Raw genomic sequence first — 16,902 nt, 5'->3', positions numbered from 1 at the left:
GCGGAAGGGTTATCTCATGAATCCCATGGGGAAGATGGAGTTGAGAACCATGGTCAGGATGAAGTTGGCAATGAGAAGGGCCACGGAAGCGTATACCATGGCCTGCATGGTGGATTTGCCCACGCCTACGGCCCCGTTCGTGGTGTTCAGGCCTTCCTGGCAGGAGATGGTGGAGATAATGAGGCCGAAGACCAGGGCCTTGACCAGCGATACGATGATATCCCCCATGGTGACGAATTTGCTCATGAAGTGCATCCAGTAGGCCTGGTCCACATTGAAAGATGTAATGCTGACGATGTAAGCGGCGGCGATGCCGACCAGCACGGCTTCCATCATCAGGATGGGCATGGAAATGAGCATGGCCTGGATGCGTGGTTTTACCAGATAATCCACCGGGTCCACGTTCATGGAATTAAGCGCATCCACCTGTTCCGTGACTTTCATGGTGCCTATTTCCGCGGCCATGGCGGACCCGACGCGCCCCGCAAGCATCAATCCGGTAATGACGGGGCCCAATTCCCGGAACATGCCCACCGCTACAACGGCGCCACCCATGGTTTCCATTCTTACCGTCTGGAGCTGGAACAGGGTCTGGGCTTCCAGCACGGCTCCGGTAAATGCACCGGTGATAATAACCACCGGTTGGGACTGCACCCCGATTTTTGCAATTTGTTCCACAAGAACGCGCATCCGGAATTTTCCGGACCACATGCTTGCCGTTACCTTGTAAAGCAGCAATCCGATTGATCCCAGATGATCAATCAGCCCTAGAGCGGCGCGGCCGACCATGGTGGCTAAGTGGAATTGCATGGCTTCTACTAATCACTTCTTCCTCTTCAAGAGCAAGCGCAATGTGCGCCACGGGAAGAAAAGGAAGGTACTGCGTCAGTCCATCAGCCGATGGACGTAAGGCGTTTCCGGTGCGCCGGGAACGGAGCGGAGCATGAGGCGCGGCGGTAGTTTCCGCCGCATCCACTCGGAGGCGCGGGCCTGGCGCTGCATGCGGCGGATTTCCTGTTCAGATTCCGGCATGAGGTCCGCCAGCGGCGTAGCGGCTTCATGCTCCCGATGCAGGCGGATAAGGAGCTTGTCCCGCATGGCTGCATCCGGATCCGGCGCAAGAAAGCCGGGGAACAGTTCCGCCAGTTCCGTCTCATATAAATCCGCCAGCGGCATGAAGTCTGCGGCCAGGGCCGCCGGAAGAAGCTTCGGGATTGTCATCATGTCCGTTCCATTCAGGGAGGACAGCAGAAGAGAACCTTCCTCCTGCGCCCATTGGCGCATGCGCCATGCAGCCGTGAAACGGCTATCCAATTCTTCGGCGGCCCTGTTTGCAGGGAAGGGCAACTCCCTGACGGGAATGCCCATTTTGCCGGCAAAGGCTTTTGCCCGCACTAGATCCTGTTCCGGAAAACCGGGAAGATGGGGAATGATGCCCGTTACGGCCAGCGGGGGGAGTACCTGGTTTAACAAATACGCCAGAAGGAGGGAGGCGGAGTTTTCCACCAGATTCAGACAGGCGGAGGCATGGCCGGTTTTCAGGATGAAGTCCGTCATGCCTTTCCTGAGGGCATGCCGGAGCTGTTCTTCCGGTGCGGGCAGGGAAGAGTCTTCTCCCGTGGAATGTTCCGGAGAAATGATGGCGGAATCCCTCTCAAAAAGGCGCAGCCGTCCGAGAAAGGTTCCGTTGCCTGACCAGGCGGAAGACGCCCCGGGGAGCAGGAAAGGACCTTCACCTCCGGCCAGGCGGCAGGTGAAGACGGGCAGCCCTGTTTCCCGCGCCAGGCGGCAGGCTTCCTGTTCGTCCTGTTCCATCAGCCCTTCGTGCCACGCATCGGCAGGCGTGCGCAGCAGCAGGCACGGAACGGCAGAAGGGGCAGGGAAGGATTCCGACCATGGAGTGATGGAAAAAAACGCTTCATCCGCCGTCCGGCAAATGCCGAAGACAGGAACGGTTTCCATTCCCTGGACTGTCTGAGGAATAAAGGCTGGTTGGGGAAAGGAAAGGCCGTTCCGGAGCAGATGGAAGCGGAGGCCTTCCGCGTCCTCTTCCCCCAGCAGCAGGGGAACTTCTCCTATCTCCCGGGCCAGATACGCCAGAGCCGCCCGGTACTGGGACCAGAAGCCGCTGCGGAGGGCCAGTTCTCCGGTGTACATGCCGCTGAGAGCCCGGGGTGGACAAAGGACAAGCTCCGCCCCTCCGTCCAGGCAGGAACGGTACAGTTCCACAATGGTTCTGAGATTCCGGGGGAAATGGCCGGGAATGGTTTCCGGCTGGATCAGTCCTGTCTTCAGCATGCGCCGGCAGGGTAGACCATTCCGGGGAGTCGGGCAAGCCGGGATGCCCCGGCCTTTCTTCCCGGACCGTTCCTGTGGAGTTTTTGTCGCAAGGAGCTTGTCATCGACGGTTTTCATGGTATGATCTGCCCCGATTGAACTCCGTCCGTCCTCGGGCGCATCAATCCGGAACTACTTATGAGGAAACAGTCAACACAGGGGCAGGACTCCTCCCTGCAGCGCGCCGCGGCTTTATGGCGCGAGTATCTTCTCCCCTATAAAGGCACGCTGGTGTGGGCTGTAATCGGCGGCATGGTGGCCGCTGTTGCCAGCGGCTTTGGCATTCCGGTTATTTTACAGGAGATGTTCCCCGTGATTTTTGACGGGAAGCCGCTGCCTCCATGGGCGGAACGCTTTCTTCTGTGGTACGTGAGACCGGAGAATTTGCCCTGGGTGACGGTGTGGGTCACGGCGGCCATGCTTCCTCTGGTGGTGGTGGTGCGCGGCCTGTCCTCTTTCGTCAATGTTTATTTGCTTTCCAAGATTGGTCTGGGCGTGCTGGAAACGCTGCGCCTCAAGGTGTACAGAAAGTATCAGGACTTGTCCCTGGCTTTTCATGATCGCCAGCAGAAGGGGGACTTGCTGAGCCGCCTGATGCAGGATACCCAGTTCCTCCAGGGAGGCCTGGTGCAGATAGCCAATGACCTGATTATCCAGCCGCTGACTCTTCTGGCAGCGCTGGGGTTCCTGATTTACAGGGCTTCCGTGAGCGAGCAATTTCTCATTCTGCTGGCGAACATGCTTCTGGTGGGAGTTTGCGTGGTTCCCATCCGTTACATCGGCAAGAAAATGCTTTCCCGCGCGCGGGTAGTCCAGGCGAGCCAGGGCGATCTTTCTTCCACGCTTCAGGAGAACTTTTCCTCCCAGCGGGATATCCGGGCCTTTGAGCTGGAACAGCAGCAGACAGATCTGTTCAGAAGCAGGATTCGCCGCTATATCCAGGCTTCCATCAGCGCGGTCAGGTGGCAGAGCCTGCTGACGCCTTTAATCGAATTCGTCAGCGCCATTGCCATGGCCGCCACTCTTTTCGTCGGCAACATGAACGGCATGAACATGGGAGATTTCGCCGCGCTGGCTACGGCCATGTACCTTTGCTATGAACCGGTGAAAAGGCTGGGCGCGGTCCACAATAAGGCGGAAACCCTGAACGCCGGGCTGGAACGCATCAACCATGTGCTGAATGCCGCTGATGACGTCCCCGAACCGGAAGTCCCAAGGAGCCCGGAAGAATGGAAGGGTGACGTGGAATTCAGGAATGTCTGTTTCGGCTACCAGGAGGACGCCCCCGTCATGAGAAACATTGACGTCCGCATTCCGGCGGGGCAGGTGGTGGCCCTGGTAGGACCCAGCGGAGCCGGGAAAACCACGTTCATCAATCTGCTGTGCCGTTTTTACGACGTGCTTTCCGGCACCGTAAAGGTGGACGGCATTGACGTGCGTGAAATGGGCAAGAAGGACCTGCTTTCCCACATTGCCCTTGTTTCCCAGTATCCCGTGCTGTTCCGTGGTTCTGTGGCGGACAACATCCGCATCGGCCGTCCGGATGCTTCCGACGCGGAGGTGGAGGAAGCCGGGCGCATGTCCGCCGTAGACAGCTTCATCAATGAGACGGGGGAAGGCTATGCCCGGATGATCGGGGAAATGGGAGAAGGGCTTTCCGGAGGACAGCGGCAGCGCGTTTCCCTGGCGAGGGCCTTTCTGAAAAACGCGCCCATTCTGGTGCTGGATGAGGCGACCGCCTCCCTGGACATGAAGAGTGAGGAACTGATCCAGAGGGAGATTGAAAAGCTGGCCGCCGGACGCACGACCTTTATCATTGCCCACCGTTTCAGCACCATCCGCATGGCGGACCGCATTCTGGTGCTGGAAAAAGGGAGCATCATTGCGGATGGCACGCATGAGGAGCTAATGGCCTCATCCCCCTTGTACCGGGAACTTTACAATAAGCAGCAGATGGTTGCGGAAGAGGAAGGAGGCGCTTCATGTTAAAACAGTTTTTTGAATACGCACGGTATTTGAAACCGGTGATGAAACTATTCATCGCCGCGCTGGCGGCTGGGGCTTTGGCTGCTGCTGCCAGCGGTTTCGGCTTTCCGCTGATGATTGCCAAGGTGTTCCCGGTGGTGTTTGACAATACACAGATTCCTCCGGAGCTTCAGGACCTGATCGCCCGTATGGTGGACCCGGAGCACAGGCACATCGCCGTGCTTCTGATCGTATGTTCCCTGCTTCCGCTGATCTTCGCCATCCGCGGCATAGGAACGTTCTTCAATGTGTACTGGATCAGCATCGTGAGCATGAAGGTGCTGGAGGAAATCAGGCTGGACGCTTTTTCCAAATTACAGACGCTGCCCCTCTCTTTCATTGACCGTCAGAAACGGGGGGACCTGATCAGCCGCCTCATCAATGACGCCGCCAGCGTTCAGGGGGGGCTGGTGGTAGCGGCCAATGACATCATCAAACAGCCTTTCACCCTGCTGACTGCCCTCGCCTTCCTGGTATACAAGGTCTTTGTTGATCCCAATACGGCGGTGGTGTTAATGAACCTGGGGTTGGTCGTTCTGGCGATATGGCCCATCCGTTTCTTTGGCAACCGCGTGATGAAAAAGGCCAAGCAGGCGCAGGACGAGCTGGGCAATATCACGGCCGCCGCCCAGGAAAACCTGGCGTCCCAGCGTGAAATCCGTTCCTACGGCATGCAGGATCAGCAGGTGGGGCTCTTCCTGGGGTTGATTCAGCGATTTTTCAAGATCAATCTCAGAACAGTGAAGTACAGGCACTTCCTGGTGCCGGTGCTGGAAATGGTGACGGCGCTGGGCCTTGGCATCCTGCTGGTCAGGGGGCACGAAATGGGCATCACCAAGGCTGATTTCACCGCCCTGGCTGCGGCCCTGTTCATGTGTTACGATCCCCTCAAACGCCTGGGCGTAACGCTGACCAACCTGAAAAGCGCTCATGCCTCCCTGGAGCGCATCAATTACCTTCTGAAAGAGCCGGACACCATGCCGGAAGCCGCCCATCCCGTTCCTTTGGGACGCGCCACCGGGCGGCTGGACTACGACGGCGTTTCCTTCTCCTATGACGGCGTCCGCCAGGTGCTTTCCGGCATTGACGTTCACATCCGGCCCGGGGAAGTGGTTGGTCTCGTGGGGCCCAGCGGCGCCGGGAAAACCACGTTTGCCAGCCTTCTGCCCAGGTTTTACGACGTCAGTTCCGGTGCGTTGCGCATGGACGGAGTGGATGTGAGAGCCGCCTCCCTGCACGATGTGCGCAAGAATATTGCCTTCGTTTCCCAGCATCCCGTGCTGTTTCACGGGACGATTATGGAAAACATCCGGATGGGGCGGCAGGAAGCTACGGATGAGGAAGTCATGGCAGCGGCACGCGCCGCCGCCGCGGATGATTTCATCATGGGCATGCCGGACGGTTACCAGACCATGCTCGGCGATGGCGGCAGCGGATTGTCCGGCGGCCAGCGCCAGCGCGTGGCGATAGCCCGCGCCTTCCTGAAAGACGCCCCCATCCTGATTCTGGATGAAGCCACCGCCTCTCTGGATGCGGAGAGCGAGGCCCAGATCCAGCATGAGCTGGACCGTCTGGTGGAAGGAAGAACGGCCCTGATCGTGGCCCACCGCTTCAGCTCCATCCGCGTAGCGACGCGCATCCTGGTGTTTGAGGGAGGCCGCATTATTGGGGACGGAACCCATGGGGAGCTTTATGCATCCTGCCCGCTGTACCGGGAATTGTATGACCGCCAGTCTCTCTAGGTAAAAGAGGGACGGGAGCGGAAGGTTTTTTCCTGCGTCCGGATTCGGGCGGAGATGGCGATTTTTTCTCAGGCCATGGTGGAAAGAGCTATTGTCAAACAAGGGCCATGATGTACTATTCCGCCAGCATGAACACACTGGATGAAGCCCTGACGAATGCCGTTAACGAGGGGAAGCTTTTGGAATCTTCCCTGACCAATATCCGCCTTTTGCTGGCCGGAACCAAATCCCCCATAGCGCGGGAGGCTGTAGAGGAACTGGCTTCCGCCGGGGAATGGCAGGAACTGAATGACCGTTTTTACAAGACCCTGGCTTTCGGCACGGGGGGGCTGCGCGGCCGCACCATCGGTAATATCGTGACCCTGGCGGAGCAGGGGAACGGCGGCGTGAACGGCCGCCCGGAATATCCCTGCGTGGGAACCGCCTGCATGAACTATTTTAATGTGGGGCGTGCGATGCGCGGCCTGATCATTTATGTGAAAAAGCATGTGGAAGCCACGGACCCGGGTAGAAAACCGCGCCTGGTCATCGGTCACGATACGCGCCACTTCTCCCGTGATTTTGCCGAATTCTGCGCCAGGATCGGTACGGACCTTGGCTGTGATATTTATCTGTTTGACAGTCCCCGCGCCACCCCGGAGGTCTCCTTCGCCATCCGTGAATTGAATGCGGATTCCGGCGTGGTGCTGACCGCCAGCCACAATCCTTCCCATGACAACGGCTTCAAGGCCTACTTCAGCGACGGCGCTCAGCTGGTGCCCCCCCATGACAAGGCCGTGATTGCGGAAGTGAACTCCCTGACGTCCGAGGAATATGAACCGCTCCCGGAAAACCGGCGCGGATCCCTTCACGTGCTGGACGCCTCCTTTGACCGCATCTACATGGACCGCCTGAAAACCGTGCTGCTCCGTCCGGAACTCTTCAGCCGTGGCGGCGCCAAAATCGTTTACTCCAACCTGCACGGCACGGGCGGCCATATCATTGTGCCCCTTCTGAAGGAACTGGGCTGCAACGTGCAGACCGTGGCGGCGCAGGACGTGCAGGACGGCCGCTTCCCCACGGTAGCCTCTCCCAATCCTGAAAATCCTCCGGCCCTGGCGCTGGCCATTGAGCAGGCGGACGCTTCCGGCGCGGACATCGTCATTGCCACGGACCCGGACGCAGACCGCATGGGCGTGGCCGTGCGCGGGGAAGACGGAAAGATGCACCTGCTGACCGGCAACCAGATCGGTTCCCTGCTGGCGTGGTACCGCTGCATGAGCATGTCTGAGCTGGGTATCATCAATGACTCCAACCGTTCCCGCGCCGTGATGGTGAAAACTTTTGTGACGACCGGCCTGCAGGACGCCATCGGCAACCACTTCGGCTATGAAGTGGTCAACGTTCTTACGGGGTTCAAGTACATTGCCCAGAAGCTCGGCAAGTATGAAGAAGCCATCCCTGCGGAAAAACGGGAAGGCTACCGCCGCATGAGCGAGGCGCAGACGCGCGCCCTGCGCCTGGAATACAGCCGCTACTTCGTCTTCGGCGGGGAAGAGAGCTATGGGTACCTGGCCCAGGACTTTGTGCGGGACAAGGATGCCAACTCCGCCGCCATCATCTTTGCGGAACTGGCGGCCTACGCGGAAAGCATCGGCAAGAGCCTTCTGGAGCTGCTGCATGAACTCTTTGAAAAATTCGGCGTGTACCTGGAGATGGGAAAATCCCTGGTCATGGAAGGCGCAGACGGCGCGGCGAAAATCGCCGCCCTGTCCGCCTCCTATTCCGCCAATCCTCCCACGGAGGTGGACGGCGTAGCCGTCAGCGGCATCCGTGATTTCTCCAGGGGAGACATGGTGGATGTGGAAGGCGATCCCATTCCGGCGGAAAAAATGATCTTTGTGGACCTGGCGGACGGCCGCAGCTTTGCGGTGCGCCCCTCCGGAACGGAACCCAAGATCAAGTACTACCTCTTTGGCCACGGGAAACCGGGTATTCCCGTGAAGGACGCCCTGCCGGCAGTCCAGGCCTCCCTGGATTCCCTGTGGACGGCCGTGGAGAAAGATGCCCACGCCCGTTCCAACGGCTAAATATTGTTGATTTTCTTCCCCCGTCTACCATGTAATGTGGACGGGGGAAATTTATTTTCTTGCCAAGGAAGAACGAATTCCGCAGTTTATAGTTCTTATGACATTTGCGGTCCACAAAACTCTCTCCGTGGCCGGTGCCCTGTTGGCCGGCCTTCTTCTCTCCTCCTGCTCCACCCAGCAACAAGTCGAAGCTCCGGCACGGCTTCCGGCCTACCACTTCGTTCCCGGCAAGACGGCCGTTCTTCACAACGGAAAGGCCATTCCCCCCAGGAATGCCCCCGCGCAGGTAAAGCGCGCCATTGCGGCCGCCAATTCCCTGGTCAACAAGCCCTACCGTCTGGGAGGCGGCCACAGGAAACATTACGATACCCATTATGACTGCTCCGGCAGCACTTCCTTTGTGCTGAAAGAAGCCGGCCTGCTCACTTCCACCCGCCATTCCAAGCTCTTCCTGAACTACGGGCAGAAGGGGGCCGGGGACTGGATTTCCATCTATGCGAAGAACGGGCATGTTTTCATGGTCATCTGCGGCCTCCGGTTTGACACCACCGGCAGCGGGCGGCGCGGCGAAGGACCCCGCTGGAGGGTGGACGGTCGCAATGCCCGGAATTTCCTGGTGCGCCATCCCACGGGCCTTTGATCCGGTCCGGCGCGGCGGAAAACCGCGTTTTTTGCGTATAAGCACGCAGTTTTTGCGTATGCGCGCGCAGGCTTTCTTGATCAACGGGAATTAATGTGCTAACAGGTGTGAGGACGTTGATAGTTCCTTGATTTTCATGGCTAAGACAAAAATTCACGTAGGACTTGAGATAGGGACGAGCAAGACTTGCATGGTCGTGGGCGAAGTGAAGCCGGACGCGACTGTGACGATCATCGGCGTGGGTGAGGTTCCCAGTGAGGGCGTGGTTCGCGGAGAGATTGAAGACACCTCCAAGGTCATCCAGTGCATTTACGATGCCTGGAACATGGCCCAGGACCATGCGGACGTGGACATCATGACCGTCTATCTGTCCGTGACGGGCGCCCACATCGTGGGACAGAACAACCGGGGAACCTTCCGGCTGCCCCCGGATGAGAGCATCATTTCCCAGGAGCATATGGACGAGGTGACGGAAATCGCCCGTGACATTGCCCTCGGGCCGGAACAATTCGTTCTGCATCGTGTGCCCGGCCTCTTTTCCGTGGACGGCCAGGAAAACCTGACCAATCCCGCCGGCCTGACCGGAAGGACGCTGGACATTGACTGCCACATCATTCACGGCATCAAATCCCGCATTACCAACTCCTTCCGCTGCGTGCGGGAAGTGCCTCTGGACATTGCGGACGTAGTTTTTGCTCCCATCGCCACCGCCCAGTTCGTGCTCAACAGGCAGGTCAAGCAGGCGGGCGCCCTTCTCATTGACATGGGAGCGGGCACCACGGATTATGTGCTTTACCTGGACGGCCAGCTGGTGGCCTCCGGCTGCGTGCCCCTGGGCGGCGACCATATTTCCAATGACATCACGCTGATGACCGGCATTCCGCTGGCGCAGGCGGAACTGCTCAAGAAGACGGAGGGAGACGCCAACAGTTTTTCCGGAAAGACCAATGAAATGGTGCGTGTGCGCGGGGAAGGGAACATGAAGGACGCGGTCATTGAGCGCAACGTGCTGAATGAAATCATCCGTTCCCGCCTGCTGGAAATTTTCAACCTGGTCAAATCCTCCCTGCCCAAGGACACTTTCAAGGGCAACCGCTGCCATGGCGTTTACCTGTGCGGCGGAGCCAGCCTGATGCGCGGCGTGGGGGAACTGGCCTCCCACGTGTTCGGCGTGGCGATCAGCCGCCCCACGCTGGTCAAGAACGGGGCGCCTTCCTACCTGGACGATCCGCGCTACTGCACGGCCATCGGCCTGATACGGTACGCCCAGATTCTGGATGCCGAGCTGCCGCCGCAGCGCAGCTGGCTGGGACGCATGCTGGGTCTTTTTGCCGGGAAGCGTGCCTGATCAAACTCTACCCAAATCAAATACCATGCTGGACTTTTCTCCCCAGGACCCATCCGGACTACCCGGAAAAATCTCCCTGTGCGGCATTGGCGCCGCAGGCACCAAGGTGATGGAGGAAGTTCTGCTGCTGGCTCCGCAGGCGGCTTCCGTGTGCGCCATGAACCTGGACGCCCGCCTGCTGAATGCCTGTGCCGTTCCGTGCAAGGTTCACCTGGGCGCCCGGCTTACCCGCGGACTCGGCTCCGGCGGAGACGCCTCCGTGGGGGCGCAGGCGGCTTGTGAAAGTGAATCCTCCATTCTCCGGGCGCTGGAAGGCAGTGCATTGACGGTTCTTGCGGCCGGTCTTGGTGGTGGGACAGGGTCCGGCGTGGCTCCGGAGGTGGCGCGGCTGGCCAAGGAGCAGGGCTCCTACGTCGTCAGCGTCGTTATCCGCCCCTTCCGGTTTGAAGGGGAGCGGCGCGCCGCCCTGGCGGATGAAGCGCTGTCCCGGCTTGCCCTGTATTCCGACATGGTGCTGAGATTTGACAATGACGCCATGGAAAGCCTGATTGACTCTGACAAGGGAGTGCTGGAAGCCTTTTCCGTCGTCAATGCCCTGATCGCGCGCGCCGTGCTCATTGTACCGTCCCTGCTGAACTCTTCGGGAAGCCTGCTCCGCGTGGGGCTGGACGACCTGATCCGGGTGGCCGGGACAGGGAAGGGAATTTGTTCCTTCGGCGTGGGTGAAGCGTCTGCGGGCGCTTCCACGGCGGAGATGCTGGACCAGGTGCGTCATTCTCCTCTGTTCCTGGAAAAACGTTTGGGGGAAGTGGATGACGTGCTGGTGCTGGTGCGTGGCGGAAGTTCCCTGACTCTGCAGCGGCTGGAAGCGCTAGTGGGCGGTGTAGCTGAAATGCTGGGGAATGGAGTGCGTCTCCATATCGGCGCCTCCGTGGCGGAACAGGCGGAAGACCGCCTGTTCCTGACCGTGCTGGGTGTGGTTCCTGTGGATGAGCCGGAGATTTCTTCTTCCCCCGTTCTCCGCCGGGAGCCGGAAGCTCAGGCGGTTCTCGTTCCCGAGGAAGAACCTTTCATCGGGGAGGGGAAGGCCATGATTCAGCCTGTGGCTCCCGCAGCCGTTTCCGGACCGGAACTGTTTCCGGAACCGGAGCCTTCCGTTTCCGTTCCTTCCGCCAGGAGGGATGAGCATGAGCTGGAAGAGGAACTGGTGCCGGTCAGGCCTGTTCCTGCCGTGCCTGATGTGGAAGAACCATGCCCGGAACCTGTTGCGGAAGAATTTGTTGAGGATGATGAGCCGGAAGAAGAATTGATTCCAGCTCCGGACATCAAGGAACTTGAAGAAGGAACTCCTCCGGAGGAAGGAGAGGAAGAACGCGCGGGCCACGGCCTATTTGCCCGTGTGAGGCCCCTCATTCTGGATGGTGAAGACCTGGATCTGCCTCCGGCTTTGCGGAAAAAGAAACAGGACCCGAGCTGATGCCGTCTCCCCGTACGTCCAGGGTGTGGTTTTGGGCGCTGGTCGTTGCCGCCCTCCTGTATGTGGCTTTGGTCAGTTGGTGGAGTCCGTTCACCTCTGACACGTACCATCATGCCCTGACGGGCATGGAACACCGTTTTTCCTTTGGCCTGGTGTGGGAACGCTGTGTGGCCTCCTATATGAACTGGAACCCCAGGATAGGGGAATACCTGGCCTTTGCCGTGGCGACGGCAGGGAAATGGCTTTTCATTCTGGTCAACCCCTTCGTGCAGGTCGGCATCGCGCTGATGATGTTCTATCTGGCTGCCGGGAGAAGGGTCAATCCCCGTTCCTGGCCGGATGTGCGGCTGTTCGGGATAGGCCTCCTCCTGTTCTTCACCTGTACGGCCCGGCCCGGCGTCACGATTTACTGGCTCTCCGGCGCGACCAACTACTCCTGGGGCGCCGCCCTCTGGCTCGGTTTCCTGTGCCTGTACCGTGGCTTGCTGGAAAGCGGGGCAGAAGGGAAAAAAGCAGGTGGTGGAAAAAACGGCTGGGGATGGTGGGCCGCCGTGCTGGCGCTGGGATTTCTAGCGGGAATGACCAATGAAAACAACATTCCGGGAGCCTGGCTGCTGCTGGGAGCCGTGTTTGTATTCGTCCGCCTGGTACGGAAGAAAAAACTTCCCCTGTGGTTTTATGCGGGCGTTGCAGCGCATGTGGCGGGCGCCCTCTGCATGCTGCTTGCTCCCGGCGTCTCCGCGCGGATGCACTCCGCCACGCCCGGCTGCGCGGAACCCCTCTCCGGCGTGTGGGACAGGTTGGAAGCGGTGCCTGCGCTCCTGCTCCGGATGCATGAGTACCTGTTTCTTCCCGTGCTGCTGGGGTTCGTAGCTGCCTGGGTTCTGTGGAGATGTTTCCGGAGAAACCGGAGTGCCTTTCAGCCATGGAAAATCCGGATGGGGATAGCCGCAGCGTATATCCTGACGGCGTATGCCATGGCCCTTTCCTTTGCCGCCGCCGTTGTTCCGGCGGACCATGCCATGTTCTCTTCCACGCTGCTGTTCGGTATCGGCGTGCTGGCTCTTCTCCAGGCATGGTATGGCGTTCCTGCTGCCGTGCCCCGTCCGCGGATAACGGTGGCCGTTTTTCTGACACTGTCTGGAATATGCGTTCTTTCCACCCTTCACGACCACCTGCTTATGTTCCGGCAGCATGAACAGCGCGTCCGCCTGATTCTGGAACGGAAAAAAGAAGGTATTCAGGAAATCGCCGTTCCTCCCTTCAAGCGACCTTCTCCCTGGTGTTCCTTCATCTTCTGGGTGGATCTGTCGCAAAATCCGGATGACTACGTCAACCGGGGCGCGGCGATGTATTATGGCGTAAACAGTGTCAGAATTTTATAAGCAGATAAATTAATGAAATGTTAGATTTTTTTGTTGTCACTTGAAGAAGAATGGTGTTAATTGTATCTCCATTAGTTTATGAAAGGCTTCTTTAAAAGTACAAGATTTCTTTTAATATGCTGCGCGGTTTTTCTGTGTAGCTTTTCCCGTGCTGGAACGGATGAGGAGGGCGCTGGTGGGTTGAGCATTGAAACGGAAACAAAGGAATATTCCGCTGATATATATTTGGGAAACACTACTGATCGGAAGGCTGACAAAGAAAGAAAGACGATTGGTGTGGGGGAAAAGGTGACGTTGACTTTGACGGGAAAACCGTTGGGGAATATAAAAGAAGTTGAATGGAAAGTGGAAGAAAAAGGGGAGGAATACATTGAAATCCCTCAAAAAACAAAGGGAGAGTTGTCTATTACGGTTACCGCAAAGAAACGGCTTCAACAGGGTGGTTCCGCGACCATTCAGGCTATTACCAGTGAGGGGAGAAAAGTAAAGACGACACTGAACGTGGTGGTCCCCTCAGAGATCAGGGCAGAACATAAGAATGGAGGAATGGCGACGGAGAGACTTCCGGAAGGAGTGACCACCGTTATAGGAGCTTCCGCCGTCCTGAAGCTGACGCTGTACCCGACCGATGTCAGCTTCAAAAATGTCAAAATTATTGAGAGGGACAAAGGGTCGGAGCCTTCCGGTACGGATTTTGACCCAGGTCATTCTAGGAATGGTACAGATGAAGCTATCAAAGTATCTGCAACGAATCAATTGGAGGATAATGTCACGGGAGGGATTTTTGCCGTTGACGTGGAGCATTCCCATTTTCCGCAAGCGTGGGACTGGGTGTGTTCCTGGTGCATCCATGATGGAGAGGGTGGAGAGGGCACGGAGAGCCTTGACGGCCACGAGATCGTGGAAGTGCGATGCCATTTTTGTTTTGCGGAATTTTACAGGCAGGAAATTTGGGGACCGCAGCGGTATCATATCGTGACGATTACCAAATTTGGGTGCTGTGTGGACCGGGATACCGTAACCTATCGCAATAAATATTATTACAATCATGAATCCGTTCGTTAAAATAGTGCTGTTAACCGTTTGTTCTGCCGGCATCTTGTATGGTGAAGGAAATCCTGCTCTGCTCCGGCTTCCTTTGCCCGACAGCATCTCCGCGTTCAAAACGTCTCCTCAGGAAAAGAAGGAGTTTCTTTCCCTGCTGCACGAAAAGGAACTACCGGATTGTTACCGGGAGGTGCGCAAGAAGCTTGGTGCTTTTAGTTCCAAGGGAGCTGGAGACGTGAACGCAGAAGACGTGAGAGTATTGTCCTGGATTTTTTATGTTGTAGCCTCGGCGGATACGTTCCCATGGGATTACGATGAAAATACCCCTAAAGATGGTCTGTATGACAACATGGATTATGAATTGAAGACCAGAGTTGTGAGGTGGATGAACAGTTTAGCCTTGGATATATCTGAAATTGTCACCCGATGCCGTGTGAAAAGAAAGGATTTGACCGGGATATGGTCAGAGTATGGCGCGGCTGTGTTAAAAACATTCCGGGAGGGGTATGATCCGGAATTGAACCGGAAACAGGCCAAGATGAAGGAGGAATACGACAAAATGAGCGCCGAAAGGACCTGGAGGCTGGTACAGGAGCGGAAACTGAGTCTATTTGGAGGGGCGGAGCCTCGGTCGATCTATTACAACAATAAACTGCTGTCTAATGAAAACAGGAATAGTTCATGCAAGTATGATTTGGAAAAGATGCTGGAGCCTGCGTTTGTGGAGATGCTGGTTCGTTTTTATCCGGGTCAGGCCGGAGAAGTGGTCAAGTATCTTAAAAAGGCCGGATACGCTGATAAGGAAATCGGAGACCTGATTGACCGGACTGTAGGGCGTGATGGCAGAACGGAATTTTTATATAAGGGAGACCGTGGACGTCAGCACAATAAAAAGGTGAAGTCTCGTGGTTCCGGGCGTCTGGAATAATACGCGGGAACAGGAACTATCCGGAAAGGAGGAAAGCTCCTATTCTTTGCCTGGGCAGGAGTATTTTCATGCTAACCCGGAAAGCGTGGGGGGGGCTAATTTGTTCCGAAATGGAAAGAAGAAATGGTCAGGAAATTTTTCAATTTATCGGAATGTCGTAGGAGTGCAGTTTTTTAAATTCGCCGCCTTGCGGGCCTTGGTCCGTGATGCCGTTGTTGGGGGCGGAATAGGTATCCAGGGTTATAGAGTCAGGGTGGATGGTGAGAATGTAGTAGGCCGTGATGCCGGAGCGGTATTGCAGCGTTTTTACCCTGGATTTGGCAGGCAAGAGGAAAGGGAGGGGGAGCACCTTGTTTCCCGCTGGGGCGCAGATGAGGGAAGTGAGCGTGTTTTTTCCGTCCGGGGATGTGATCCTGTATAAATCATGGGCGTGCAGGTGCCCGGTGACGACGAGCCGGACGCCAGCGTCCCGGAGGTTGCGGTAAAAGATGTTCTGCTGTTCCGCCGCGCTGTCGTTATAGCGGCCCCACAGGCATTCCCGGAATTGCATGGGCGTTTGCAGGGTGCGGTGGGTGAAGACCAGGCAATGGCGCGGAACCGTGTTGGCCTTGCTCCTGTTTCGTTTGATCCATGCGCTGAAGTCCACCAGCTGGTCCGGGGTCAGGTCAATGTCCATGAAGTACAGGGAGGCGTTTTTATGGCGGATGCCGTAGTTCAGCTTTCTGGTAGCCAGGCCTTTGGCTCCCTGTTTCCGGGTGGGCAGGAAGAGTTCCCTGAATTGTTTCGCGCGGAAGGGGAGGGATTCATGGTTGCCGCGCACGGCGTAGAAGGGAATGCCTTTTTCTTCCAGTATTTTATTGAGTTCCTTGCGCTTGGCTAATCCGTTCACGGGGGCGCTTCCTTCAATGTCCGCCAGGTCTCCCACCTGCACAACCATGTCCACATGGTGCTTCAGGATTTCTCCATAAAGGGTTTTGATGAAATTGACGGCGACCCCTTCGCTTCCTTCGATGCGCTTGGGGGAGTCATGCGTGTCGCCGATGATGGCGATTTTCCATGGGGCCGGTTCATCCGCCTGTACCAATGGAAACAGAAAGATGAAAAATAATACAAGGTATTTCATGACTTCCCGTTTCTACACCCCGTCTGCTTTCCGGACCAGAAAATTATGCATGGTGAAGAAAAACGCCGTGCGGCTTTTCTTTTTTCGGAAATGGTCAGTTGCTATTCCTGTCGGCAAGGAGTTGGGATCGGTGGAATCCATTGAAAACGAGATAATTTTTCATCGCCAGGGCGCATTCCGTCAGCGCCGCCGTTAGGAGTGATGGCATGAGTCCTGTTGAAGATTCGTCTTTCTGGTGAACGGGATATCCCGTCATTTTTTGGCGGAAAGCCGTGATTTTTTTCTGGCGCATGGACGCCTCCTGAAAGAAGGAGCTTCTTCCTCCGGCAAAAACGCGTTTCCTTCTTTTTCCTGTCAATGGGAGACGGAGCTGGAAAAGACATTGATGACCAGAACCCCGGTGATGATGAGCGCCAGGCCTAAAATAGCCGGCAAATCAAGATGCTGTTTAAATAGCGCCCACCCGATGGCGGATATGAGTACAATGCCCATTCCCGACCAGATGGCGTAGGCGATGCCTACCGGAATGTTTTTCAATACGATGCTGAGGCAATAGAAGGAACCGGCATATCCTGCTATGGTCACGATGGAAGGCAGAAGCTTCGTAAATTGCTCGCTCTGTTTCAGGAAAGAGGTGGCGATTGTTTCCAGGACAATAGCCAGCAGCAGGATGAAGTATGCTTTCATGGGGTTGTTCTTGTTAAAGCATCCCGCCAGGGAACGCCCATGGAGCGGGACCGTTTCTTTTCCGAGCACAGGCAAGTATTAAGAGAGCAAAAAG

The 16,902-nt window shown here is 57.0% G+C and carries 14 protein-coding genes; 10 read left to right on the top strand and 4 right to left on the bottom strand.

The window, feature by feature from the left end:
• Positions 1-9: 9 nt before the first annotated feature.
• The gene (locus LIO64_RS05260) at positions 10-810 is read right to left on the bottom strand and encodes an ABC transporter permease (protein WP_290548399.1); all 801 of its coding nucleotides are present in this window, start codon (positions 808-810) and stop codon (positions 10-12) included.
• Positions 811-885: 75 nt separating this feature from the next.
• On the bottom strand, positions 886-2,298 hold the full coding sequence (locus LIO64_RS05255; RefSeq protein WP_290548398.1) for a hypothetical protein: 1,413 nt from the start codon (positions 2,296-2,298) through the stop codon (positions 886-888).
• A 177-nt stretch (positions 2,299-2,475) separates the two neighbouring features.
• On the opposite strand from LIO64_RS05255, the gene LIO64_RS05250 reads away from it, so the two are divergent.
• From LIO64_RS05250 to LIO64_RS05210, 9 genes are all read left to right on the top strand, one after another.
• Positions 2,476-4,326, top strand: coding sequence for an ABC transporter ATP-binding protein (locus tag LIO64_RS05250; protein WP_290548397.1), 1,851 nt, complete (start codon positions 2,476-2,478; stop codon positions 4,324-4,326).
• Entirely contained in the window at positions 4,320-6,104 is a 1,785-nt protein-coding gene (locus LIO64_RS05245; protein ID WP_290548396.1) for an ABC transporter ATP-binding protein, read from the top strand. Before LIO64_RS05250 ends, LIO64_RS05245 begins: the two co-directional genes overlap by 7 nt.
• A 128-nt stretch (positions 6,105-6,232) precedes the next feature.
• Positions 6,233-8,173 (top strand): phospho-sugar mutase, encoded by a 1,941-nt coding sequence (locus LIO64_RS05240; RefSeq protein WP_290548395.1) that lies wholly within the window; start codon positions 6,233-6,235, stop codon positions 8,171-8,173.
• 127 nt (positions 8,174-8,300) lie between these two features.
• Positions 8,301-8,813, top strand: coding sequence for a peptidoglycan endopeptidase (locus tag LIO64_RS05235; protein WP_290548394.1), 513 nt, complete (start codon positions 8,301-8,303; stop codon positions 8,811-8,813).
• Between the two features lie 136 nt (positions 8,814-8,949).
• Positions 8,950-10,161, top strand: a complete 1,212-nt coding sequence (ftsA, locus tag LIO64_RS05230; protein WP_290548393.1) for a cell division protein FtsA — start codon at positions 8,950-8,952, stop codon at positions 10,159-10,161.
• A gap of 25 nt (positions 10,162-10,186) precedes the next feature.
• A complete protein-coding gene (locus LIO64_RS05225) occupies positions 10,187-11,638 on the top strand; it encodes a hypothetical protein (RefSeq protein ID WP_290548392.1) in 1,452 nt (483 codons plus the stop codon).
• On the top strand, positions 11,638-13,023 hold the full coding sequence (locus LIO64_RS05220) for a DUF6056 family protein (protein WP_290548391.1): 1,386 nt from the start codon (positions 11,638-11,640) through the stop codon (positions 13,021-13,023). Before LIO64_RS05225 ends, LIO64_RS05220 begins: the two co-directional genes overlap by 1 nt.
• A gap of 78 nt (positions 13,024-13,101) precedes the next feature.
• Positions 13,102-14,088 (top strand): hypothetical protein, encoded by a 987-nt coding sequence (locus LIO64_RS05215; RefSeq protein ID WP_290548390.1) that lies wholly within the window; start codon positions 13,102-13,104, stop codon positions 14,086-14,088.
• The gene (locus tag LIO64_RS05210) at positions 14,072-14,998 is read left to right on the top strand and encodes a hypothetical protein (protein ID WP_290548389.1); all 927 of its coding nucleotides are present in this window, start codon (positions 14,072-14,074) and stop codon (positions 14,996-14,998) included. The genes LIO64_RS05215 and LIO64_RS05210 overlap by 17 nt, the downstream gene beginning before the upstream one ends.
• Positions 14,999-15,137: 139 nt before the next feature.
• Here LIO64_RS05210 and LIO64_RS05205 read toward each other — a convergent pair whose 3' ends face one another.
• A complete protein-coding gene (locus LIO64_RS05205; RefSeq protein WP_290548388.1) occupies positions 15,138-16,121 on the bottom strand; it encodes a metallophosphoesterase in 984 nt (327 codons plus the stop codon).
• 49 nt (positions 16,122-16,170) lie between these two features.
• Between LIO64_RS05205 and LIO64_RS05200 the strand changes: the two genes are divergently transcribed.
• Positions 16,171-16,317, top strand: a complete 147-nt coding sequence (locus tag LIO64_RS05200; protein ID WP_290548387.1) for a hypothetical protein — start codon at positions 16,171-16,173, stop codon at positions 16,315-16,317.
• A 158-nt stretch (positions 16,318-16,475) separates the two neighbouring features.
• Here LIO64_RS05200 and LIO64_RS05195 read toward each other — a convergent pair whose 3' ends face one another.
• Complete coding sequence (locus LIO64_RS05195) at positions 16,476-16,808, bottom strand: SMR family transporter (RefSeq protein ID WP_290548386.1); 333 nt, start codon at positions 16,806-16,808, stop codon at positions 16,476-16,478.
• Positions 16,809-16,902: the final 94 nt, after the last annotated feature.

The organism is Akkermansia sp., from assembly GCF_020860705.1.
GTDB lineage: Bacteria > Verrucomicrobiota > Verrucomicrobiia > Verrucomicrobiales > Akkermansiaceae > Akkermansia.
This window is presented reverse-complemented; position numbering and strand designations above follow the sequence as displayed.